Below are 17,229 nucleotides of genomic sequence, written 5' to 3'. Positions count from 1 at the left end.
CATCTATATGGATAATATCATCCGTTCTGTTAACAGCTGCTGCTATGGTAATTATAGAAGCTACTGTAAAAATACATACATATGTCAATGCATTTACATGTCTGTAAAGACCTGTTTTTATTTTTCTCTTTTCAAATCTATTCATTATTTATCATTCCAATTACAAATATTTGTCTGTTATTAACCTATATACCTACTATTGCTTGTGAATTTTAGCAAAATTTCGACTTAAAGTCAAATTTTTCGACCACACGCATAATGTAATTTTGCTATATTTTTAGTTATTTTTCAACCCCTAATTGTGATTTTTTACTAATATTATTTTTATTTTATTTTTTAGCAAGTAGTTTTTATTATTATTTTTGGCTAACTACTGTGGATTTTGTCTGTTTTTCATAAACTTTTTTCAACTCATTGCATAATTTAAAATGTAGTTGTATTATAAAATCTGTGAAAGAGATACATATAACACTATTGGGTTGATATTACGAACTTAATTTTATAGACTTGAATCGACCTACTTATTTTTAAGGAGGATTAAAATTATGGCAAGTAAGAAAGTAACAGCAACATCAACTGTGAAAAAGGTTGAACCGGTTGCTAAAGCTACAGAAAAAAAGGTTGAAGTTAAACCTGCTGCCAAGGTTGCTGAAAAGAAGGTTGAAGCTAAACCGGCTGCTAAGGTTGCTGAAAAGAAGGTTGAAGCTAAACCTGTTGAGAAAAAAGTTGAAGTTAAGGCTACTGAAAAGAAAGCTGAAGTTGAAGTTGCTAAAAAGAAGGCTGAAACAAAACCTGCTGCTAAGAAAACTACAGCAAAAAAAGCTACAAAGAAAGAAAATAACGTTTATGTACAGTTCCAGGGAATGGAATTTGACACAGCTGCAATTGAAGCTGCTGTAAAGGCTGACTACACAGCAAAGAACGGTAAGAAGACAATGTCATCAGTTTCTATTTATATTAAACCTGAAGACATGAAAGCATATTATGTAATCGATGGAATCATCGGTGACGTTGCTTTATAAGACATAATCTTATATGAGAAAAAGCTGCCATGAATTTGGCAGCTTTTTCTATATTTCAGGATTCTTCTATGCTTCTTTTGCTTCAACGCTTTCAACAAAGTCGTTTAACTTCTTTGCTAATGCATCAGCATCGATTCCATGAACCATACATGCTTCTTCAAGAGATTCTCCCTGTGAAGCAGGACATCCTATACAATGCATTCCTTCATTTAATAAAATAGGAACACATCCCATATTTATTTTAATGATATCACCGATAATCATATCTTTAGTTATCTTTGCCATAACTATTCCTCCTATTTCCTAGCTTTCTACAGTGAATTAACCACTACAGTATTTTATACAACGAATTTGTAATTTTGTAAATAGTATAAATTCTCCCAAAAGTTACAAATATGCACTTTATAATATTCTGCGTAAAATTAGCATTTTTCCGGTTCCGGATAATCCACTCCAAATGTTTCAACCGTAACCTTCTTCATAACCTGTGGTTCTAACGGTTTATCCATATAGTCTGTGGCACACTCAGCTATTTTATTCACTATATCCAAACCTTCGCAAATTTTTCCAAATGCTGCATACTGTCCGTCAAGATGTGGTGATGTTTCATGCATAATGAAAAACTGTGAGCCTGCTGAATCTGGCATCATTGTTCTTGCCATTGAAAGTACACCTGGCGTATGCTTTAAATCATTGGCGAAACCGTTTCCTGAAAACTCGCCTTTAATTGAGTATCCCGGTCCGCCAACACCTGTTCCCTGAGGATCTCCACCCTGAATCATAAATCCTCTTATTACTCTGTGGAAAATTACTCCATCATAAAATCCCTTGTTTACAAGACTTATAAAGTTGTTTACTGTATTAGGTGCAATTTTCGGATAAAGCTCCGCTTTCATAATATCTCCATTATTCATTTCAATTGTTACTATTGGATTCTTTTCTGCCATTTTATTTCTCCTTTAACCATTTTATCAGGCATTACCTAAAAAGTACGGATATGCCTTATTTTTTTGTATACTATACAACGTTATTCCACTTTTTTCAATGACTTTTATAGGGTTTGCCTTTTTATATCATTTTTTCCAAAATGCTCCTATTGATTAAATGTTACAAAATTGTTACACTTGTTTCATGTTCAGCTGATACAAATATTCGAGAGAATAAGGAGGACAAAACTATGTGTTTTAATTTCAATAGCTGTTCCGAGTTATTTAACGCATTTTGCAAAATTTTTAAATTCGGTTGTTAGTATTTATAAGGTTGTCCCTTTGACTGTTTAATGTCACAGGGGCAACCCTTTTTTCTCCTTTTGCTCTGAATGATGCACCTCTGCCACCATAATTACTTACTAACATATTTTCTACAAACTGCCTTATCCGAATCAAATAAACTTTATAGGAGATGAAAAACGTATGCCATACGTTAGCTTTGTTGGGAACTGAACACCTACCACACGACACAAGATACACATTTGCAACATTAATGCACAATGCAAAGGCAGATGATATTACCCCTAAAAAAATTATGGGGCACAAAATAGATGATATTACCAAAGGTGTATATACACAGATAGCTCTAAAAAATGCTACTAGAAATATCTAAAATCGACCATTAATTTATATTCTACGAGCGTTATTTTTTTACGTTTTTTCATAATTTTTAAAAATAAAAATCCCCATAAGCACTGGATTTATGAGGAACTAAATTTTACATCACGTTCATAAATTATTTACAAGGAGAACACTCTTTTTTCACGATTTTCTTTTATCATAATAACATAAACAAAAGTTATTACTTTTTTGTTTATGTTTTTTCATAATTTTTTTAGAATCGGATAAATCCGATTCCCTCCCTTTTTTATTATTAGAATATATTTGCGGAAAGGATGCAGACATGCATCCTTTTTGTATTGTGTAGTCATTTAAAAAGGACTGCCACCATACAGTGGCAATCCTTTCATTAATAATCAATTAATTATCTATGTTCTTTACAGTTCAAAAACAAGATCTCCATATGTTGGCATTGGCCATAATTCCTTAGGCATTATAAGTTCAAGTTCGTCAGCCGGCTTTCTAAGCTCTGCCATAGCTGCCATAACATCATCCTTATATTCTTCTGCTTTGCACTTTATACATTCAGCATCTGCTGCCTTAGCAGTAACTTCCTCTAATGCCTTAACAGCTGTTTTCATTTCAGCTAATTTTCCTGAAACTTCTGATAACATATCTGCCTGTACTGAAGCATCTGCTCCTGCTTCTTTTACTGCAATTACAGTATCTGCAAGCTTCTTAGTATACTTAACTGCTGCAGGAATAATCATCTTGTTAGCCATTTCAATCATTGTTAATGCTTCAATATTTCTAACACCTGCATACTGTTCAAATAAAATATCCTCTCTTGCTTCAAGTTCAGCCTTTGAAAGGACGTTAAACTTCTCATACATTTCAACTGTAGTGTCATCAACTAATGCAGGAATTGCATCAACAATTGACTTGCAGTTTGGAAGTCCTCTCTTTTCTGCTTCAACAGGCCACTCCTCTGAATATCCGTTACCGTTAAATACGATTCTTTGATGTTCTCTCATTAACTTAACTGTATATTCTTCTACTGCCTTGTCAAAGTCTTCTGCTCCCTCTAATGCATCACATGCATTGCTGAAAGCTTCAGCCATCATTGCATTAAGTACTGTATTTGTATCACCAATTGAGTTAGATGAAGCAACCATTCTGAACTCAAATCTGTTGCCTGTAAATGCAAATGGTGATGTTCTGTTTCTATCTGTAGGGTCTTTTTCAAGTACAGGAAGCTTCTTGATACCAAAATCAAGTGTTCCTGATGAAAGACTTGATGTAGCCTTACCATTCTTAATTATCTGGTCAACAATATCACCAACCTGATCTCCAAGATACATTGAAATAATAGCAGGAGGTGCCTCGTTTGCTCCTAATCTGTGGTCGTTACCTGTATTAGATGCAGCAAGTCTTAAAAGAACTGCATGTCTGTCAACAGCTGCCATTGTACAAGCTAACACTAACTGGAATAACTTGTTGTTTTCAGGTTCCTTTCCCGGCTTAAACAAATTGATTCCGTCATCAGTTGTAAGTGACCAGTTGTTATGCTTACCTGAACCGTTAATTCCATCAAAAGGCTTCTCATGTAATAAGCATACAAATCCATGCTTTCTTGCTGTTTTCTTTAAAATATCCATTACTAAAAGGTTGTTATCAAGGGCAACATTTGAAACTGAAAAAATTGGGGCAATTTCGTGCTGTCCCGGCGCAACCTCACGATGCTGTGTTTTTGCTGTAATTCCTAATTTCCAAAGCTTAACATTTAAATCTTCCATAAATGCCTTTACATTTGGAGCAATTGAGCCAAAATACTGGTCATCCATTTCCTGTCCCTTAGGAGGCATAGCACCGAAAAGTGTACGTCCCGTGTAAATAAGGTCAGGTCTCTTCATATATTTATCTTCATCCACAAGGAAATATTCCTGTTCCGGTCCAACGTATGAGAAAATTCTCTGAGTCTTTTCATCACCAAATAATCTCATAAGTCTTACACCCTGCTTACTTACTGCATGCATTGCTTTAAGTAATGGAGTCTTTGTATCCAATGACTCACCTGTGTATGAGCAGAATGCTGTAGGTATGCAAAGAGTTCCTTCCTTAATGTAAACAGGTGATGTGATATCCCATGCTGTATATCCTCTTGCACTACATGTAGCTCTAAGTCCACCTGATGGGAATGAAGATGCATCAGGTTCACCCATAAGTAAATCTTTTCCTGTAAATGTATTCTCAATCTTTCCGTCTGTTACAGTTGAAGAAAATGAATCATGTTTTTCAGCTCCTACCGAAATAACATATGGCTGGAATACATGTGTAAAATGTGTAGCACCCTTTTCCAATGCCCATTCTTTCATAGCCTGTGCAACCACATCAGCTAACTCCTCTGTAATTTCTCCACCCTGGTACATAAGGCTCTTAACCTTCTCATAATCGCTTTTTGGTAAACGGACTTTCATGACTGCATCATCAAAAACATCTTCACCAAAAACTTTCTCAATATTTACTCCCATAGTTTCTGTTCCTTTCTTCTACTAACATATTTTTCCGCCAATTTCTTATGGAGCTACCATAAAAAAAAGGACACTTCTCCAAATATACTGTTTTGAAGAACGCCCTTGTCCTTAATCTCATTTAGCGGTGAGGTACTACCTCATTCGCCCTATAATCTACATCATTTCTTTATAAAAATCAATAGCTACCAGGTATTTATCTAATTTTTTAAACCTTTTTCTTAATAAAATTAAGTTTAAGGCTTATTTTTGTAATTTTTTGTATTTTTTTGGCATTTTAATCCACTACTTCCTCACCTCTGTAGAGACAAACAATCTGTCTGTTTCCATAGTCGTCCACGCATGTTGAACACATTATAATTTTGTCGGAAGTGTCAGGTTTTCTAACTCCAAAATTGTATCTGCTTCTGGAAGATACAGTATTTATCCAGTTCTGAAACTCCCCGTCATTGGCAAATCCATATTTATATATATTTTCATTATCATCCTTATCTGAAAACACGGAAAATACATAATATATATAATGCCTATACCCTACATATATATCAAACGTAGGATGTTTCCTGCAAAAATCATCATCCCTAAAGTTCATCAGTTCCTTAAACATAGAGCCGTCTAACATATTGTGACCATATAAAATGCACATTTTTCCATCCAGTCCGGCAGTTCTGTAGTCCAAAAAGATGGCTCCTGCTCCATTGTAGACCTTGTCAGAGCCTCTCTTTAAATAAAAATCATTGTCACTATGCTCCACTATAGGATACTGTATTCTGGTTCCGTTAAGCTTTATATAGCCCTTAGCCTCGTCATTATATTGAAGCATTTCTTTATAATCCCATTTCCATGTGGGAACAGATTTCGTGTATCTTATGGACTTATTGTTCTGACTTTTTTCAGTGGTTTTCTCTTCGTTGTCCTTAATAAACATCTGATTTATCTGGGCATATTTTTTCTCGTCCTCTTTGTAATTCAAGTAGGATTCCGTGAGGTTATATGAGGCATAAATAAGTATCCCTCCTGCAAATAATATGGCAAACACTCGCACTACATTATATATTGCATTAGGGATTTTTTTATGTTTTTTCCCGGTGATTTCGTTATTTAATTGTTCCTGTTTGCTATCCTTTGCCTTGTCCACTTTATTACCTGCCACACTTTTTTTCTAAACATAATTATAAAATTATTTCCCTTAAAAATCAACAAAAAGAAGGCTACTACCTAAAGTAACAGCCTTCTCTTGTTACAACGCCCCATTAAGAGCATTATATAAATATTATTTAATTATTCAGCTTTTCCAACTGAACCGAAAAGTTCCATCTTTTCTTTTACTGTAGCCTTAATAGCTTCAGCACCAGGAGCAAGAAGTTTTCTAGGGTCAAATCCCTTTCCTTCTAAGTCCTTTCCGGCTTCAATGTATTTTCTTGTTGCGTCAGCAAATGATAACTGACATTCTGTATTAACGTTAATCTTTGATACGCCAAGGTCAATAGCCTTCTTAATCATATCTTCAGGAATACCTGTACCACCGTGAAGAACTAATGGCATAACTCCTGTCTTCTGCTGAATAGCATCTAATGTTTCAAAGCTAAGTCCTTCCCAGTTTGCAGGATATTTTCCATGGATGTTACCAATACCTGCTGCAAGCATATCTACACCAAGATCTGCTACTGCCTTACATTCGTCAGGATCTGCGCACTCGCCTCTTCCGATAACGCCATCTTCCTCACCACCAATTGAACCAACTTCTGCTTCAATTGACATGCCCATGTTATGTGCTACTGAAACTAATTCCTTAGTCTTTGCAATGTTTTCTTCGATAGGATAATGTGAACCATCAAACATAATTGATGTGAATCCTGCTTTAATACACTTATAGCATCCTTCATATGTTCCATGATCTAAGTGAAGTGCTACAGGAACAGTGATTCCCAATTCTTCATCCATAGCCTTTACCATAGCTGCTACTGTTTTAAATCCTGTCATATACTTTCCGGCACCTTCTGATACTCCTAAAATAACCGGGCTCTTTAATTCCTGTGCTGTTAAAAGGATTGACTTTGTCCATTCAAGATTGTTGATGTTGAACTGTCCAACAGCATAATGTCCTGCTTTTGCCTTTTCCAACATTTCCTTAGCTGATACTAACATAATGTACCTCCATAAAATTCATTAATTGTTATATTCTAAACAACCGTAATTAGTATACTCCATTTTACTTAAAATGCCAATACTATTTTATGGTAATTTTTGCGGTTTTACTCCATTTTCCGAAAATTTTCTTACCCCTTGAATCAATGGAATAGGCACGTACTTTTACCTTGTAAGTTTTCCCGGAAACAAATTTTCCAAAAGTTACGATTTTAGATTCTGAATATTTTGTTTTTTTGCCTACTTTTATCTGATAGCCGTCAACCTTACCCTTTACTTTGTACTTAACTGTCGCCATTTTTCTGTAAATCTGCTTAGTTGAAGTGATTTTTGTCTGCTTAACTGAGATTTTCTGCCATTTAGCTTTGGCAGTTATATCTGACTTTATCATTGTTGATTCAGTTAATTTTTTATCTCCATTATACCAACCTAAAAATTTGTATCCCTTACGTTTAACATTTGGCAGAATTATTGTTTCCCCTGCTAATACCTTTTGCTGATTTACCACCTTGGTAATGTTACTAAACTTCACTGAATAAACCGGTACGCTGCTTTTTTCAGATTTTTCCCATACACCGTCATATGAACCGTTATCACATTTTCTCTGATAAACTCTTACATAATCAACCATCATTTTTTCAGATACAAAATCGTCTTCCGGTGGGAAATAAGGCAAATTGCCTCCCACTGCCAAATTAAGAATAATGTAAAACGGCTTTTTTAATTCTGATTTATGGCTTTCTTTTAAGCTAAATGTTTTGTAAACCTTTCCGTCTACCGTCCATTGCATTTGTTTCGGAGTCCAGATAAGACCATATGTATGCCATGCTGTTTTATCCTTGAATTTTTTAGTGCTGGAAGTCTCATAAGTATCTCTTCCCGGCCTGTCTTTTTCATTTTCCCAGTGAATTGTGCCCTGAGCAAACTGATAGCTGTTCCATGTTTCAAGAATATCTATTTCTCCGCAGTACGGCCAGCCTTTGTCATTGTATCCCAACATCCAAAATGCCGGCCACATTCCTGTAACTGCCGGCACTTTCATACGTGCCTCAATTTTTCCATATTTAAAGGACTGCAAATTTGATGTTTTAATTCTTCCTGATGTATACTTTGTAGCCTTTTTCATTCCCGGACCTTTATAATTATCCGCTCTGGCTGTTATAACAAGGGAACCGTTTTCCACCTTTACATTATCTTCCCTGTCTGTATAATACTCCAGTTCATTGTTTCCCCAGCCGAAATTTGCGCCACCATTTCCTATATCATAAGTCCAATTTTTTAAATTAAGTTTTGTGCCGTTAAATTCGTCGCTCCAAACCATTTTGTACTGTGTGGATTTTGTAGCTGCATTAATATTTTTAACACCAAAACCTAACAATGTGCCTATTAATGTTATCATAAATATCCTTTCTGCTATTTTTCCCATATTTCCTCCTTTAAAATATTTTACCACTTATGTTAAGTTTATAAAAAAATGTCACTGCCATAAAGGTGTCTTTTTTTTAATTGGTGCATTTTTTATAGCAAATATATTCAGAACCATACGTTTTTTTTAGCATACATTAATAATGTAAATCATAAAGGAAAAGGTATGTTAAATGGCTTGTAATATGAATAACAATATGGGAAATTCCCCTATAAACAGTCGTGGCTGTTTAAACTCAAGGTGTGGAAATACCCGCAATATGAACTGCAACATGAATACAATGCATAATGGCACCGGTTGTGGTATGAATCGTAGCTTCAATGCCGGTAACAGGCAGATGCCTCCGTCCCACCTTGATTCTGATAATTCCACACATGAATGTGGATGTAAAAGGAATGAAGGTTGCGACCGCGGCAATGAACCTGTAGATTCCATGGTTCCTGCTATGTCATATGTTCCGTGGCAGATTTGGAGAAATATTTACTGTATAGAAGAAGGACTGGAAAAAGGCACCATTTTTGAAGATATGGATAAACCTTATATTGGGAGGTGTGGTAAAAAATGAAAAACATGTGCAAAGAAGATTTAATGAAAATTATTACTCAGGCAAGTTTTGCCATGGATGATACCCGATTGTTTTTAGACACTCATCCCAATTGCACTGAAGCTATTGCGTTCCATCAGAAGATGGAGAAGGTGCGCCAGGAGGCATGGGATGAGTATACTAAGAGATTTGGGCCGCTAAGATTTTATGAAACCGATAATTGCGATTATTGGGAGTGGAATAAAGGTCCTATGCCTTGGGAAGGAGGTAATTGCTAATGTATGTTTATGAAAAAAGACTCCAGTACCCGGTAAATATTAAATGTAGGAATCCTAAAATGGCACAGGTGATTATAAGCCAGTATGGTGGACCCGATGGCGAAGCTAGTGCTGCCATGCGTTATATGTCTCAAAAATATGCCATGAAAAATTCCCGTGTTGCCGGATTGTTGAACGATATCGCAACTGAAGAAATGTCACACCTCGAAATCGTCGGAACCATAGTTTCCCAGTTGGTTAAAGATCTTCCATGTGATGAAGTAGATGTGGCAGGCTTTGAGAAATACTATGTTGACCATACTTTAGGAGTGTGGCCACAGGCGGCAGGCGGAGTTCCTTTTACAGCTACTGAATTTCAGTCTTCCGGTGACCCTATTGCAGACTTAGTGGAGGATATGGCTGCGGAACAGAAAGCCAGAAAGACTTACGATAACATCTTAAGTCTTGTAAAAGATAACGAAGTAGCAGATCCAATACGATTCCTGCGTAAACGTGAAATTGTTCATTTCCAGCGTTTCGGTGAAGCTTTAAGACTTATTAACGAAGATTTGGATAAAAAGAATTTCTATGCTTTCAATCCAAGCTCCTGCGTAAAAAACTGCTAATTTAAAATCCGGGCAGATTTTCAATTAAAAACTTGAATGTCTGCCGGATGATTACATAATTGTTGTAAATTCCGTTAAAATTATATACACTTGATTTCCGGATTTCCATTACAAATTCTCTGTTGGTTTTTACTCTAATCTGGGGTATACTGTACGTATATTCATTTTTTAAATTAAAAAATTTTTACAGCGAGAGGAGAAATTATGAAGAATTGTCTAGTTGCCCAGTCAGGCGGGCCTACCGTAGCCATTAATGCCAGTCTTGCCGGTGTTATACAAGGGGCTATTGACAGCAAACAATTTGACAAAATATATGGTTCTTTAAACGGAGTTCAGGGGCTTTTAAACGGGAGGCTAATGGACTTGTCCCAAAAATTTGAAGACACCCCTATGTTTATTGAGCTTTTAAAAAAATCGCCTTCCATGTATTTAGGTTCATGCCGTTATCAGCTTCCTGATTACTCAGAAGATGATGCGCCATATGCCTACATTTTTAACAAATTTGAACAGTATGACATTGATGCCTTTTTCTATATTGGTGGGAATGATTCAATGGATACGGTGGACAAGCTTAGCACCTATGCCAAAGCTATTGACAGGGACATAAAGATTATTGGAATTCCAAAAACAATTGACAATGATTTATGTATTACCGACCACACCCCGGGATATGGTTCTGCGGCAAAATATGTGGCATCTACTCTTTTGGAAATCGGTCATGATACCTCAATTTATCCTATTAACAGTGTAACTATTGTGGAAATAATGGGGCGTGATGCCGGATGGCTTACAGGGGCTTCAGTTTTAGCACGAAATAAGTACAATTTTGCACCGCATCTTATTTACCTTCCGGAGGTCGCTTTTGACGAAAAGCAGTTTATCAAAGATGTTCGTACTGCAATGGACAGATATAATAACGTTGTTATTGCAGTATCCGAGGGAATAAAGAATGCAAAGGGACAATATATAAGTGCTACTTCTGCCGTGGAGGATACATTCGGTCATAGTCAGCTTAGTGGTACGGGAAAATGCCTTGAATATATTATCAAGCAAAATATTCAGGTAAAAGTTCGTTCCGTGGAAATCAACATTCTCCAAAGATGTGCAGCTCATATGTCCTCAATTACCGACATTGGTGAGGCGTTTCGTCTTGGCAGACATGCTGTTGAAGTTGCACTTCAAGGTAAGACTGCTGTTATGGTTACTGCCATCAGGAAATCAAATTCTCCATATTCCGTAGATATGGGAGATACTGATGTTAAAAATGTTGCAGGTCTTGTAAAACATGTACCAAGGGAATGGATTAATGATATGGGCAATGATGTTACCCAGGAGTTTATTGATTATGTATATCCGTTGATTTTAGGTGAGCCTGTTGTAAAATACCAGCGTGGTATTCCTGATTATCTGGATATTTCGCATTTATTTCCAAATAAAATAGGTGAATAAATATGTTTAAAGGAGTAGGATATTGCTTTCTACTCCTTTTTATTACAGTGATATTTTCCCAATAATATCTATATATCACCATAGTATTTTTTCAAGATTTTAATTCCAGATGCTATTGTATGCAACAAAAAAACAGTACCGGAAACCGATACTGTTTAGCTGGCCCACAAGGATTCGAACCTTGAAAATGCTGGAGTCAGAGTCCAGTGCCTTACCATTTGGCGATGGGCCATCGTCTTGCGACAGAAAATATTCTATCACACCCCATTTTATATTGCAAGTGTTTTTTTAATTATTTTAAGGTATTTTCTGTTTTTTCACCTTTTCCAATATAAATATTGCCATTTACCTGTTTTTTATACATAATTTGCATTTTTTAATAATATGCTTAACTCTGCGAATCCAGTATTTTCTGCAGGTTTTCTTCACATATGCCACATATTCCCGGTTGTCAGCAGTAATTTCCTTTTGATCCCTGTAAATCAAATCCGTAACTCCTATTACCCAGTCAAAGGGAACTTTTTCCTTCCATCCCCTATTGTCACCACTTATAACATAATGGTCTTTTTTTACCTTAACTATTCTGTGAAGCACATATTTTCCGTCAGGTCTTTTGTATAATGGTAAATCATATTTTTTCAATCTGCCACTAACAGGAATAATCTTAACGGTATCCCTTCTGTTTCTTAAAAGTGGCATCATGCTATCACCTACAATGGTTGAAAGATAAAACCCATTCTCTTTAATAGCATTTTCTATTGTGGTCTTTTCCATAATACCTCTCAAATAATTTATTCTATAATTCCGGGAGTCTTTAATGAAGTAATAAAATTATCAACATCCTTTGTTGCTAATTCAATATCTACATCATATTTTTCCAAAAGTGAATTTATTAAATCATTTCTACTTGCACCATCAGAAATTTTTTTCCAAAGATATTCACCGGTTTCATTTAATTTAACCATACCGTTAAATATTTTACTAGCGGAACCAATTGAAACAACTACAGCCTGTCCTCCCATGTTTCTTAACACAAATCCTTCTTTTATTTTCATTGTCTTCCTCCATATTATTGTATATTTGCTTATTCATTTTTCATGGCATCATATGCCATTTGTGCAGCCTCTTTTGAAATGTTACATCCCATGGAATACATTGGAACTTCTTTTAATAACATATCTCCATAGTCTAAGGTTTTTAAGATAGCCTTAGCATCCTGAGGTCTGTATATCTGGTTCATTAACAATTCAACAGATTTGTCCGCACCTATCCTTTCAATATGGTTCGTTTCTGCCTGATGCAAAAAACATATTCCTGCAAGTTTTGCGCACCTGTTAGTAGAAAGGCAATGTTTTCCATCCCAGGGTGTTCCATAAGCATACACTCCATCCTCTTTAAACTTCAAAAGTGGCTTGTCATCATTTATCATAATAACGTCTTCGCCAAAATTTTCCCGCCAAAGTCTTGCATGGGTGGACTTACCAGTTCCACTTGGTGCCGTAAACATATACGCGTTGCCTTTATATTCTACCACACTTCCATGGCATAACACCACCCCATAATCTAAAACTTTTTCGCAAAACTTTCTATATATGGCAATGTACTCCAAATAATCCTGAGGATATCTTGTATTATCTTCTGCATGTTCCTGCTCATACATCAAATCCTGCAAATTAACTGAAATACAAAATTTTGGTGTTTCACCTTCAGCTAAATACTCCATGCTCTTCTTTTCAAAGTATTTTCCCCTAAACTCGATACCCACCGGCACCTCTGCGAATTTGTATACGTTCATATTATTCTCCATTTTATAATTGCTGTCCCGCTAAATAATTAGCAAACTGTTGAGCTGTTCTTCCTGATATTCCACCATGGCTAAGCTCCCATTTGTTTGCCTCTGCCTTTATTTCATCATCAGACAATTTAACACCCAGTCTTCTACACAATTCAACGGCAATTTCAAAATACTCTTTTTGCGTTGGTTTAGAATAGTTAATTGTAACACCAAATCTATGTACCAATGAAAGTTTCTCTTCCATTGTATCTGACTTATGCATACCATTTTCAACCTGAACATCACTTCTGTCATTCCATGTTTCCTTTATTAAATGACGTCTGTTGGATGTAGCATAAATTAATATGTTTTCCGGCTTTGTTTCCACGCCGCCTTCAATAACTGCCTTTAAAAACTTATACTCTATTTCAAAATCTTCAAATGACAAATCATCCATATATATAATAAATTTATAATTTCTGTTTTTAATAGCTGCTATTACGTTAGAAAGATCCTTAAACTGATGCTTGTATATTTCTATCATTCTAAGTCCCTGCTCGTAATATTCATTGACTATTGCCTTAATACTTGTAGATTTTCCTGTACCGCTATCGCCAAAAAGAAGACAGTTATTTGCCTTTCTTCCCTGAACAAAGGCTTCTGTATTGTCCACTAATTTCTTCTTCTGTATCTCATATCCAACAAGATCATCTAAAACTACCTTGTCCATATTATTAATTGCGTGAAATTCTAAAGGACCGTCTCCATCCTTAATTCTGAAGGCTTTATTAAGTCCAAACATTCCTACGCCATATTGCTTATAAAATTCAGTAACATAATCAAAGAATTCATTTTCATCCTTTGCATTTTCCAGCTTTAAGCTCAAACTCTGTACTTTTTCGCTTACATTTTTGTTGTACATTAATTCAGTCTTACCAATTGCCTTATAATTCTGGAGCTTTTCAAAACAATCTATTCCTAATTCTTCCTCCATTGGTTTAAAATCATAATCAAACAATTTCATAAACTGTTTAAAGTCATTTTTGGCAAAATAGTTTACACTACCATCATTTGCCCCAACTTTCTCGCATGTAAGACTAAATGGATTTTCATTTGTAATCAGAAGATATGTAAGATAATTATGCCATAAGTTTCTATCAAAACCGTAATCTGTTGATACTTCCAATATTCTCTTTACCTGATGATAAATTCTTGTGATAATCTCGTCTTTTTTATAATTTTCACCTTTAAATTCTCTTATTATACTGCTTAATTCCATTAATATAGAATCTTTAGGCATATCACCATATATTAATAACTTTGATACTATGTTATGCATGTTCTTTCTCCTGACCATTAATTATTTCATATTTTATGTACATTAAATATGAGTTTTTGTTACAAAAGCAACCACTAATGGTTGTTACTCCAATAGTGGTTGCCTTTTAATTTATATATTTAAATTAAGAATTAACAATATCCGTTAATTTCGTCTTACAGATTAGCGTGGAATGTTCTGTGAATAACATCATCCTGCTGTTCTTTTGTTAACTTGATGAAGTTTACAGCATATCCTGATACACGAATTGTAAGCTGTGGATATTTTTCAGGGTGCTTCTGAGCGTCAAGTAATGTATCTCTTACTAATACGTTAACGTTAAGATGATATCCACCTTCCTCTGCATATCCATCTATTAATGAAACTAAATTGTCAATCTGTTTTGCACTTGCTGCCATCTTTATTACCTCCTGTTTTTTCTTTTAATAACTCGATTCTGGATTCCTTAAATCCCTGCAACACAATCTTTTTTGCTGCTATTGCCATTTCTTTCGTGGCCGGCTGAATATCCTTTAACGGATAATCTATACCAAGCTCAGCATATTTAGGCTTTGCCATATCATGATACGGAAGAATGTCCAACGCTTTTACCATCTCTAACTTGCCAATAAAAAGTCCTAATTTGTAAAGATACTCTTTATTTAATGTTATGTGAGGCACAACCACGTGTCTTATCCACATCTTTATACCTTTTTTGTTAAGATACCTGGCAAATGCCAAAATATTATCATTTGGCTGCTTGCATAACTTCATGTGTTCTATTGGATCAATATGTTTAATATCCAGCATAACTAAATCAGTTACTTCAAGTAATTTATCAGTTTTCTTCAAATACTCCGGATCATCAGGTCTAAAAGTTACACCTGATGTATCCAGACAAGTATTAATACCTCTATTGTGAGCTGCTGTGAACAGTTCTGTAAGGAAATCTATTTGAACCATTGGTTCTCCACCAGTGGCAGTGATTCCTCCGGTCTTATAGAACGGTGCTTTCTTATCATATTCCTCAAGGAGTTCCTGAACAGTCATTTCCGTTCCTCCGGCCATAGTCCAGGTATCCGGGTTATGACAATATGCACATCTCATCGGACATCCCTTAAAAAATATTACGAACCTTACACCAGGACCATCTACAGTACCACAGCTTTCAGTTGAATGAATAATTCCAGTCGACATCCTAATCTTTCCTTCTCTCTAATTTCTAATTATGACTGCTGTAATTTAATAAGCTCGTCAATGTCAATTCCAAGTTCGTCAGCATCAAGGTCACCTGTAAATACTTCACAGTCTTTTCCAAGTGCGTCAGGAATAACTGTAAATGTATCTGAGATACCATCTCTTGCATTTTCAAATGGAATCTTAGCTACTGATGCAAGTGATGAAACTGCACCGTGAGTATCTCTACCATGAAGTGGGTTAGCACCTGGTGCGAAAGGCTCACCTGTCTTTCTTCCGTCAGGTGTATTACCTGTGTTCTTACCATATGTTACGTTTGATGTAATAGTAAGAATTGACTGTGTAGGAATACTTTCTCTGTATGTGAAGTGCTGTCTTAAGTAACCCATGAACTTGTCAACGATCATTACTGCAAGGCTGTCAACTCTGTCATCATCGTTACCATACTTAGGGAACTCTCCCTCTGTCTCGTAATCAACAACAATTCCGTCTTCGTCTCTGATAGCTTTAACCTTAGCATACTTAATAGCTGAAAGTGAGTCAGCTACTACTGAAAGTCCTGCAACACCTGTTGCGAACCATCTCTTAACGTGTGCATCATGTAATGCCATCTGAATTCTTTCGTATGAATATTTATCATGCATATAATGAATGATGTTAAGAGCATTTACATATACTCCTGCTAACCATTTCATCATATCTTCATATCTTTCCATAACCTCATCATAATCAAGATATTCTGATGTGATTGGTCTGTACTTAGGTCCTACCTGTACCTTTGTCTTTTCATCAACACCACCGTTAATAGCGTAAAGAAGACATTTAGCAAGGTTTGCTCTAGCTCCGAAGAACTGCATTTCTTTACCGATTCTCATTGAAGATACACAACAAGCGATTCCGTAGTCATCACCATTGTATACTCTCATAAGGTCATCGTTCTCATACTGCATTGATGAGTATTCGATTGAAAGCTTAGCACAGTATCTCTTAAATGCTTCAGGTAATCTTGTTGACCAAAGAACTGTAAGGTTTGGCTCTGGAGCTGCACCAAGGTTCTCTAATGTATGAAGATATCTGAATGTTGTCTTTGTAACCATGTGACGTCCGTCAATACCAACACCACCAAGTGATTCTGTTACCCAAACAGGGTCACCAGCGAAAATCTGGTTGTATTCAGGTGTTCTTGCGAACTTAACGCATCTTAACTTCATAATGAAGTGATCAATGAATTCCTGAATCTGCTCTTCTGTAAATGTTCCGTTTGCTAAGTCTCTCTGAGCATAAATATCAATAAATGTAGATGTACGTCCAAGTGACATTGCAGCACCGTTCTGTTCCTTAACAGCTGCTAAGTATCCTAAGTACATCCACTGAATAGCTTCCTGTA

At 35.7% G+C, this 17,229-nt stretch carries 19 protein-coding genes and 1 tRNA gene; 6 read left to right on the top strand and 14 right to left on the bottom strand.

Annotated features, from left to right (window positions below):
- Positions 1–545: 545 nt before the first annotated feature.
- Complete coding sequence (locus Q5O73_RS06135) at positions 546–1,022, top strand: DUF6465 family protein (protein WP_302624557.1); 477 nt, start codon at positions 546–548, stop codon at positions 1,020–1,022.
- Between the two features lie 66 nt (positions 1,023–1,088).
- On the opposite strand, the gene Q5O73_RS06130 is transcribed toward Q5O73_RS06135, so the two are convergent.
- A complete protein-coding gene (locus Q5O73_RS06130) occupies positions 1,089–1,307 on the bottom strand; it encodes a DUF1858 domain-containing protein (protein WP_021952217.1) in 219 nt (72 codons plus the stop codon).
- 137 nt (positions 1,308–1,444) lie between these two features.
- A complete protein-coding gene (locus Q5O73_RS06125) occupies positions 1,445–1,969 on the bottom strand; it encodes a peptidylprolyl isomerase (protein WP_302624558.1) in 525 nt (174 codons plus the stop codon).
- A gap of 454 nt (positions 1,970–2,423) precedes the next feature.
- Between Q5O73_RS06125 and Q5O73_RS06120 the strand changes: the two genes are divergently transcribed.
- Positions 2,424–2,624: a tyrosine-type recombinase/integrase gene (locus tag Q5O73_RS06120; protein ID WP_118589266.1), complete on the top strand. Its 201-nt coding sequence runs from the start codon at positions 2,424–2,426 to the stop codon at positions 2,622–2,624.
- Positions 2,625–3,009: 385 nt separating this feature from the next.
- On the opposite strand, the gene Q5O73_RS06115 is transcribed toward Q5O73_RS06120, so the two are convergent.
- From Q5O73_RS06115 to Q5O73_RS06100, 4 genes are all read right to left on the bottom strand, one after another.
- The gene (locus tag Q5O73_RS06115) at positions 3,010–5,103 is read right to left on the bottom strand and encodes a glutamine synthetase III (protein ID WP_302669264.1); all 2,094 of its coding nucleotides are present in this window, start codon (positions 5,101–5,103) and stop codon (positions 3,010–3,012) included.
- A gap of 277 nt (positions 5,104–5,380) precedes the next feature.
- Positions 5,381–6,256, bottom strand: a complete 876-nt coding sequence (locus Q5O73_RS06110) for a class B sortase (protein WP_118589264.1) — start codon at positions 6,254–6,256, stop codon at positions 5,381–5,383.
- Positions 6,257–6,384: 128 nt separating this feature from the next.
- Positions 6,385–7,251 (bottom strand): class II fructose-1,6-bisphosphate aldolase, encoded by an 867-nt coding sequence (fba, locus tag Q5O73_RS06105; protein WP_021952210.1) that lies wholly within the window; start codon positions 7,249–7,251, stop codon positions 6,385–6,387.
- Positions 7,252–7,333: 82 nt separating this feature from the next.
- A complete protein-coding gene (locus Q5O73_RS06100; RefSeq protein WP_302669263.1) occupies positions 7,334–8,677 on the bottom strand; it encodes a family 16 glycosylhydrolase in 1,344 nt (447 codons plus the stop codon).
- Between the two features lie 184 nt (positions 8,678–8,861).
- Between Q5O73_RS06100 and Q5O73_RS06095 the strand changes: the two genes are divergently transcribed.
- The 4 genes from Q5O73_RS06095 (at position 8,862) to Q5O73_RS06080 (ending at position 11,553) form a co-directional block, all read left to right on the top strand.
- A complete protein-coding gene (locus Q5O73_RS06095) occupies positions 8,862–9,242 on the top strand; it encodes a spore coat associated protein CotJA (protein WP_302669262.1) in 381 nt (126 codons plus the stop codon).
- Positions 9,239–9,499, top strand: coding sequence for a spore coat protein CotJB (locus Q5O73_RS06090; protein WP_118589261.1), 261 nt, complete (start codon positions 9,239–9,241; stop codon positions 9,497–9,499). The genes Q5O73_RS06095 and Q5O73_RS06090 overlap by 4 nt, the downstream gene beginning before the upstream one ends.
- Positions 9,499–10,104, top strand: coding sequence for a manganese catalase family protein (locus Q5O73_RS06085; RefSeq protein WP_021952206.1), 606 nt, complete (start codon positions 9,499–9,501; stop codon positions 10,102–10,104). Before Q5O73_RS06090 ends, Q5O73_RS06085 begins: the two co-directional genes overlap by 1 nt.
- Positions 10,105–10,308: 204 nt before the next feature.
- Positions 10,309–11,553: a 6-phosphofructokinase gene (locus Q5O73_RS06080; protein ID WP_118589259.1), complete on the top strand. Its 1,245-nt coding sequence runs from the start codon at positions 10,309–10,311 to the stop codon at positions 11,551–11,553.
- 159 nt (positions 11,554–11,712) lie between these two features.
- On the opposite strand, the gene Q5O73_RS06075 is transcribed toward Q5O73_RS06080, so the two are convergent.
- The 8 genes from Q5O73_RS06075 to Q5O73_RS06040 form a co-directional block, all read right to left on the bottom strand.
- A tRNA-Gln gene (locus tag Q5O73_RS06075) sits at positions 11,713–11,785 on the bottom strand.
- A gap of 113 nt (positions 11,786–11,898) precedes the next feature.
- Entirely contained in the window at positions 11,899–12,327 is a 429-nt protein-coding gene (locus Q5O73_RS06070) for a S24/S26 family peptidase (protein WP_302669261.1), read from the bottom strand.
- A 17-nt stretch (positions 12,328–12,344) separates the two neighbouring features.
- Complete coding sequence (locus tag Q5O73_RS06065; RefSeq protein ID WP_302669260.1) at positions 12,345–12,608, bottom strand: PqqD family protein; 264 nt, start codon at positions 12,606–12,608, stop codon at positions 12,345–12,347.
- Positions 12,609–12,637: 29 nt separating this feature from the next.
- A complete protein-coding gene (locus Q5O73_RS06060; protein ID WP_186839886.1) occupies positions 12,638–13,348 on the bottom strand; it encodes a hypothetical protein in 711 nt (236 codons plus the stop codon).
- Positions 13,349–13,361: 13 nt separating this feature from the next.
- Positions 13,362–14,666, bottom strand: coding sequence for an ATP-binding protein (locus Q5O73_RS06055; protein ID WP_186839887.1), 1,305 nt, complete (start codon positions 14,664–14,666; stop codon positions 13,362–13,364).
- 155 nt (positions 14,667–14,821) lie between these two features.
- On the bottom strand, positions 14,822–15,064 hold the full coding sequence (grcA3, locus tag Q5O73_RS06050) for an autonomous glycyl radical cofactor GrcA3 (protein WP_021952200.1): 243 nt from the start codon (positions 15,062–15,064) through the stop codon (positions 14,822–14,824).
- On the bottom strand, positions 15,039–15,842 hold the full coding sequence (pflA, locus tag Q5O73_RS06045; protein WP_021952199.1) for a pyruvate formate-lyase-activating protein: 804 nt from the start codon (positions 15,840–15,842) through the stop codon (positions 15,039–15,041). The genes grcA3 and pflA overlap by 26 nt, the downstream gene beginning before the upstream one ends.
- 29 nt (positions 15,843–15,871) lie before the next feature.
- Positions 15,872–17,229, bottom strand: a 1,358-nt coding sequence (locus Q5O73_RS06040; RefSeq protein ID WP_302669259.1) for a pyruvate formate lyase family protein, incomplete at its 5' end; no start/stop codon positions are given.

Origin of the sequence: Eubacterium sp. AF15-50 (assembly GCF_934835595.1) — a bacterium.
Classification (GTDB): Bacteria; Bacillota; Clostridia; order Lachnospirales; family Lachnospiraceae; genus Eubacterium_G; species Eubacterium_G segne.
Note: the sequence above shows the minus strand (reverse complement) of the source record. Positions and strands in the feature narration are given on the sequence as shown.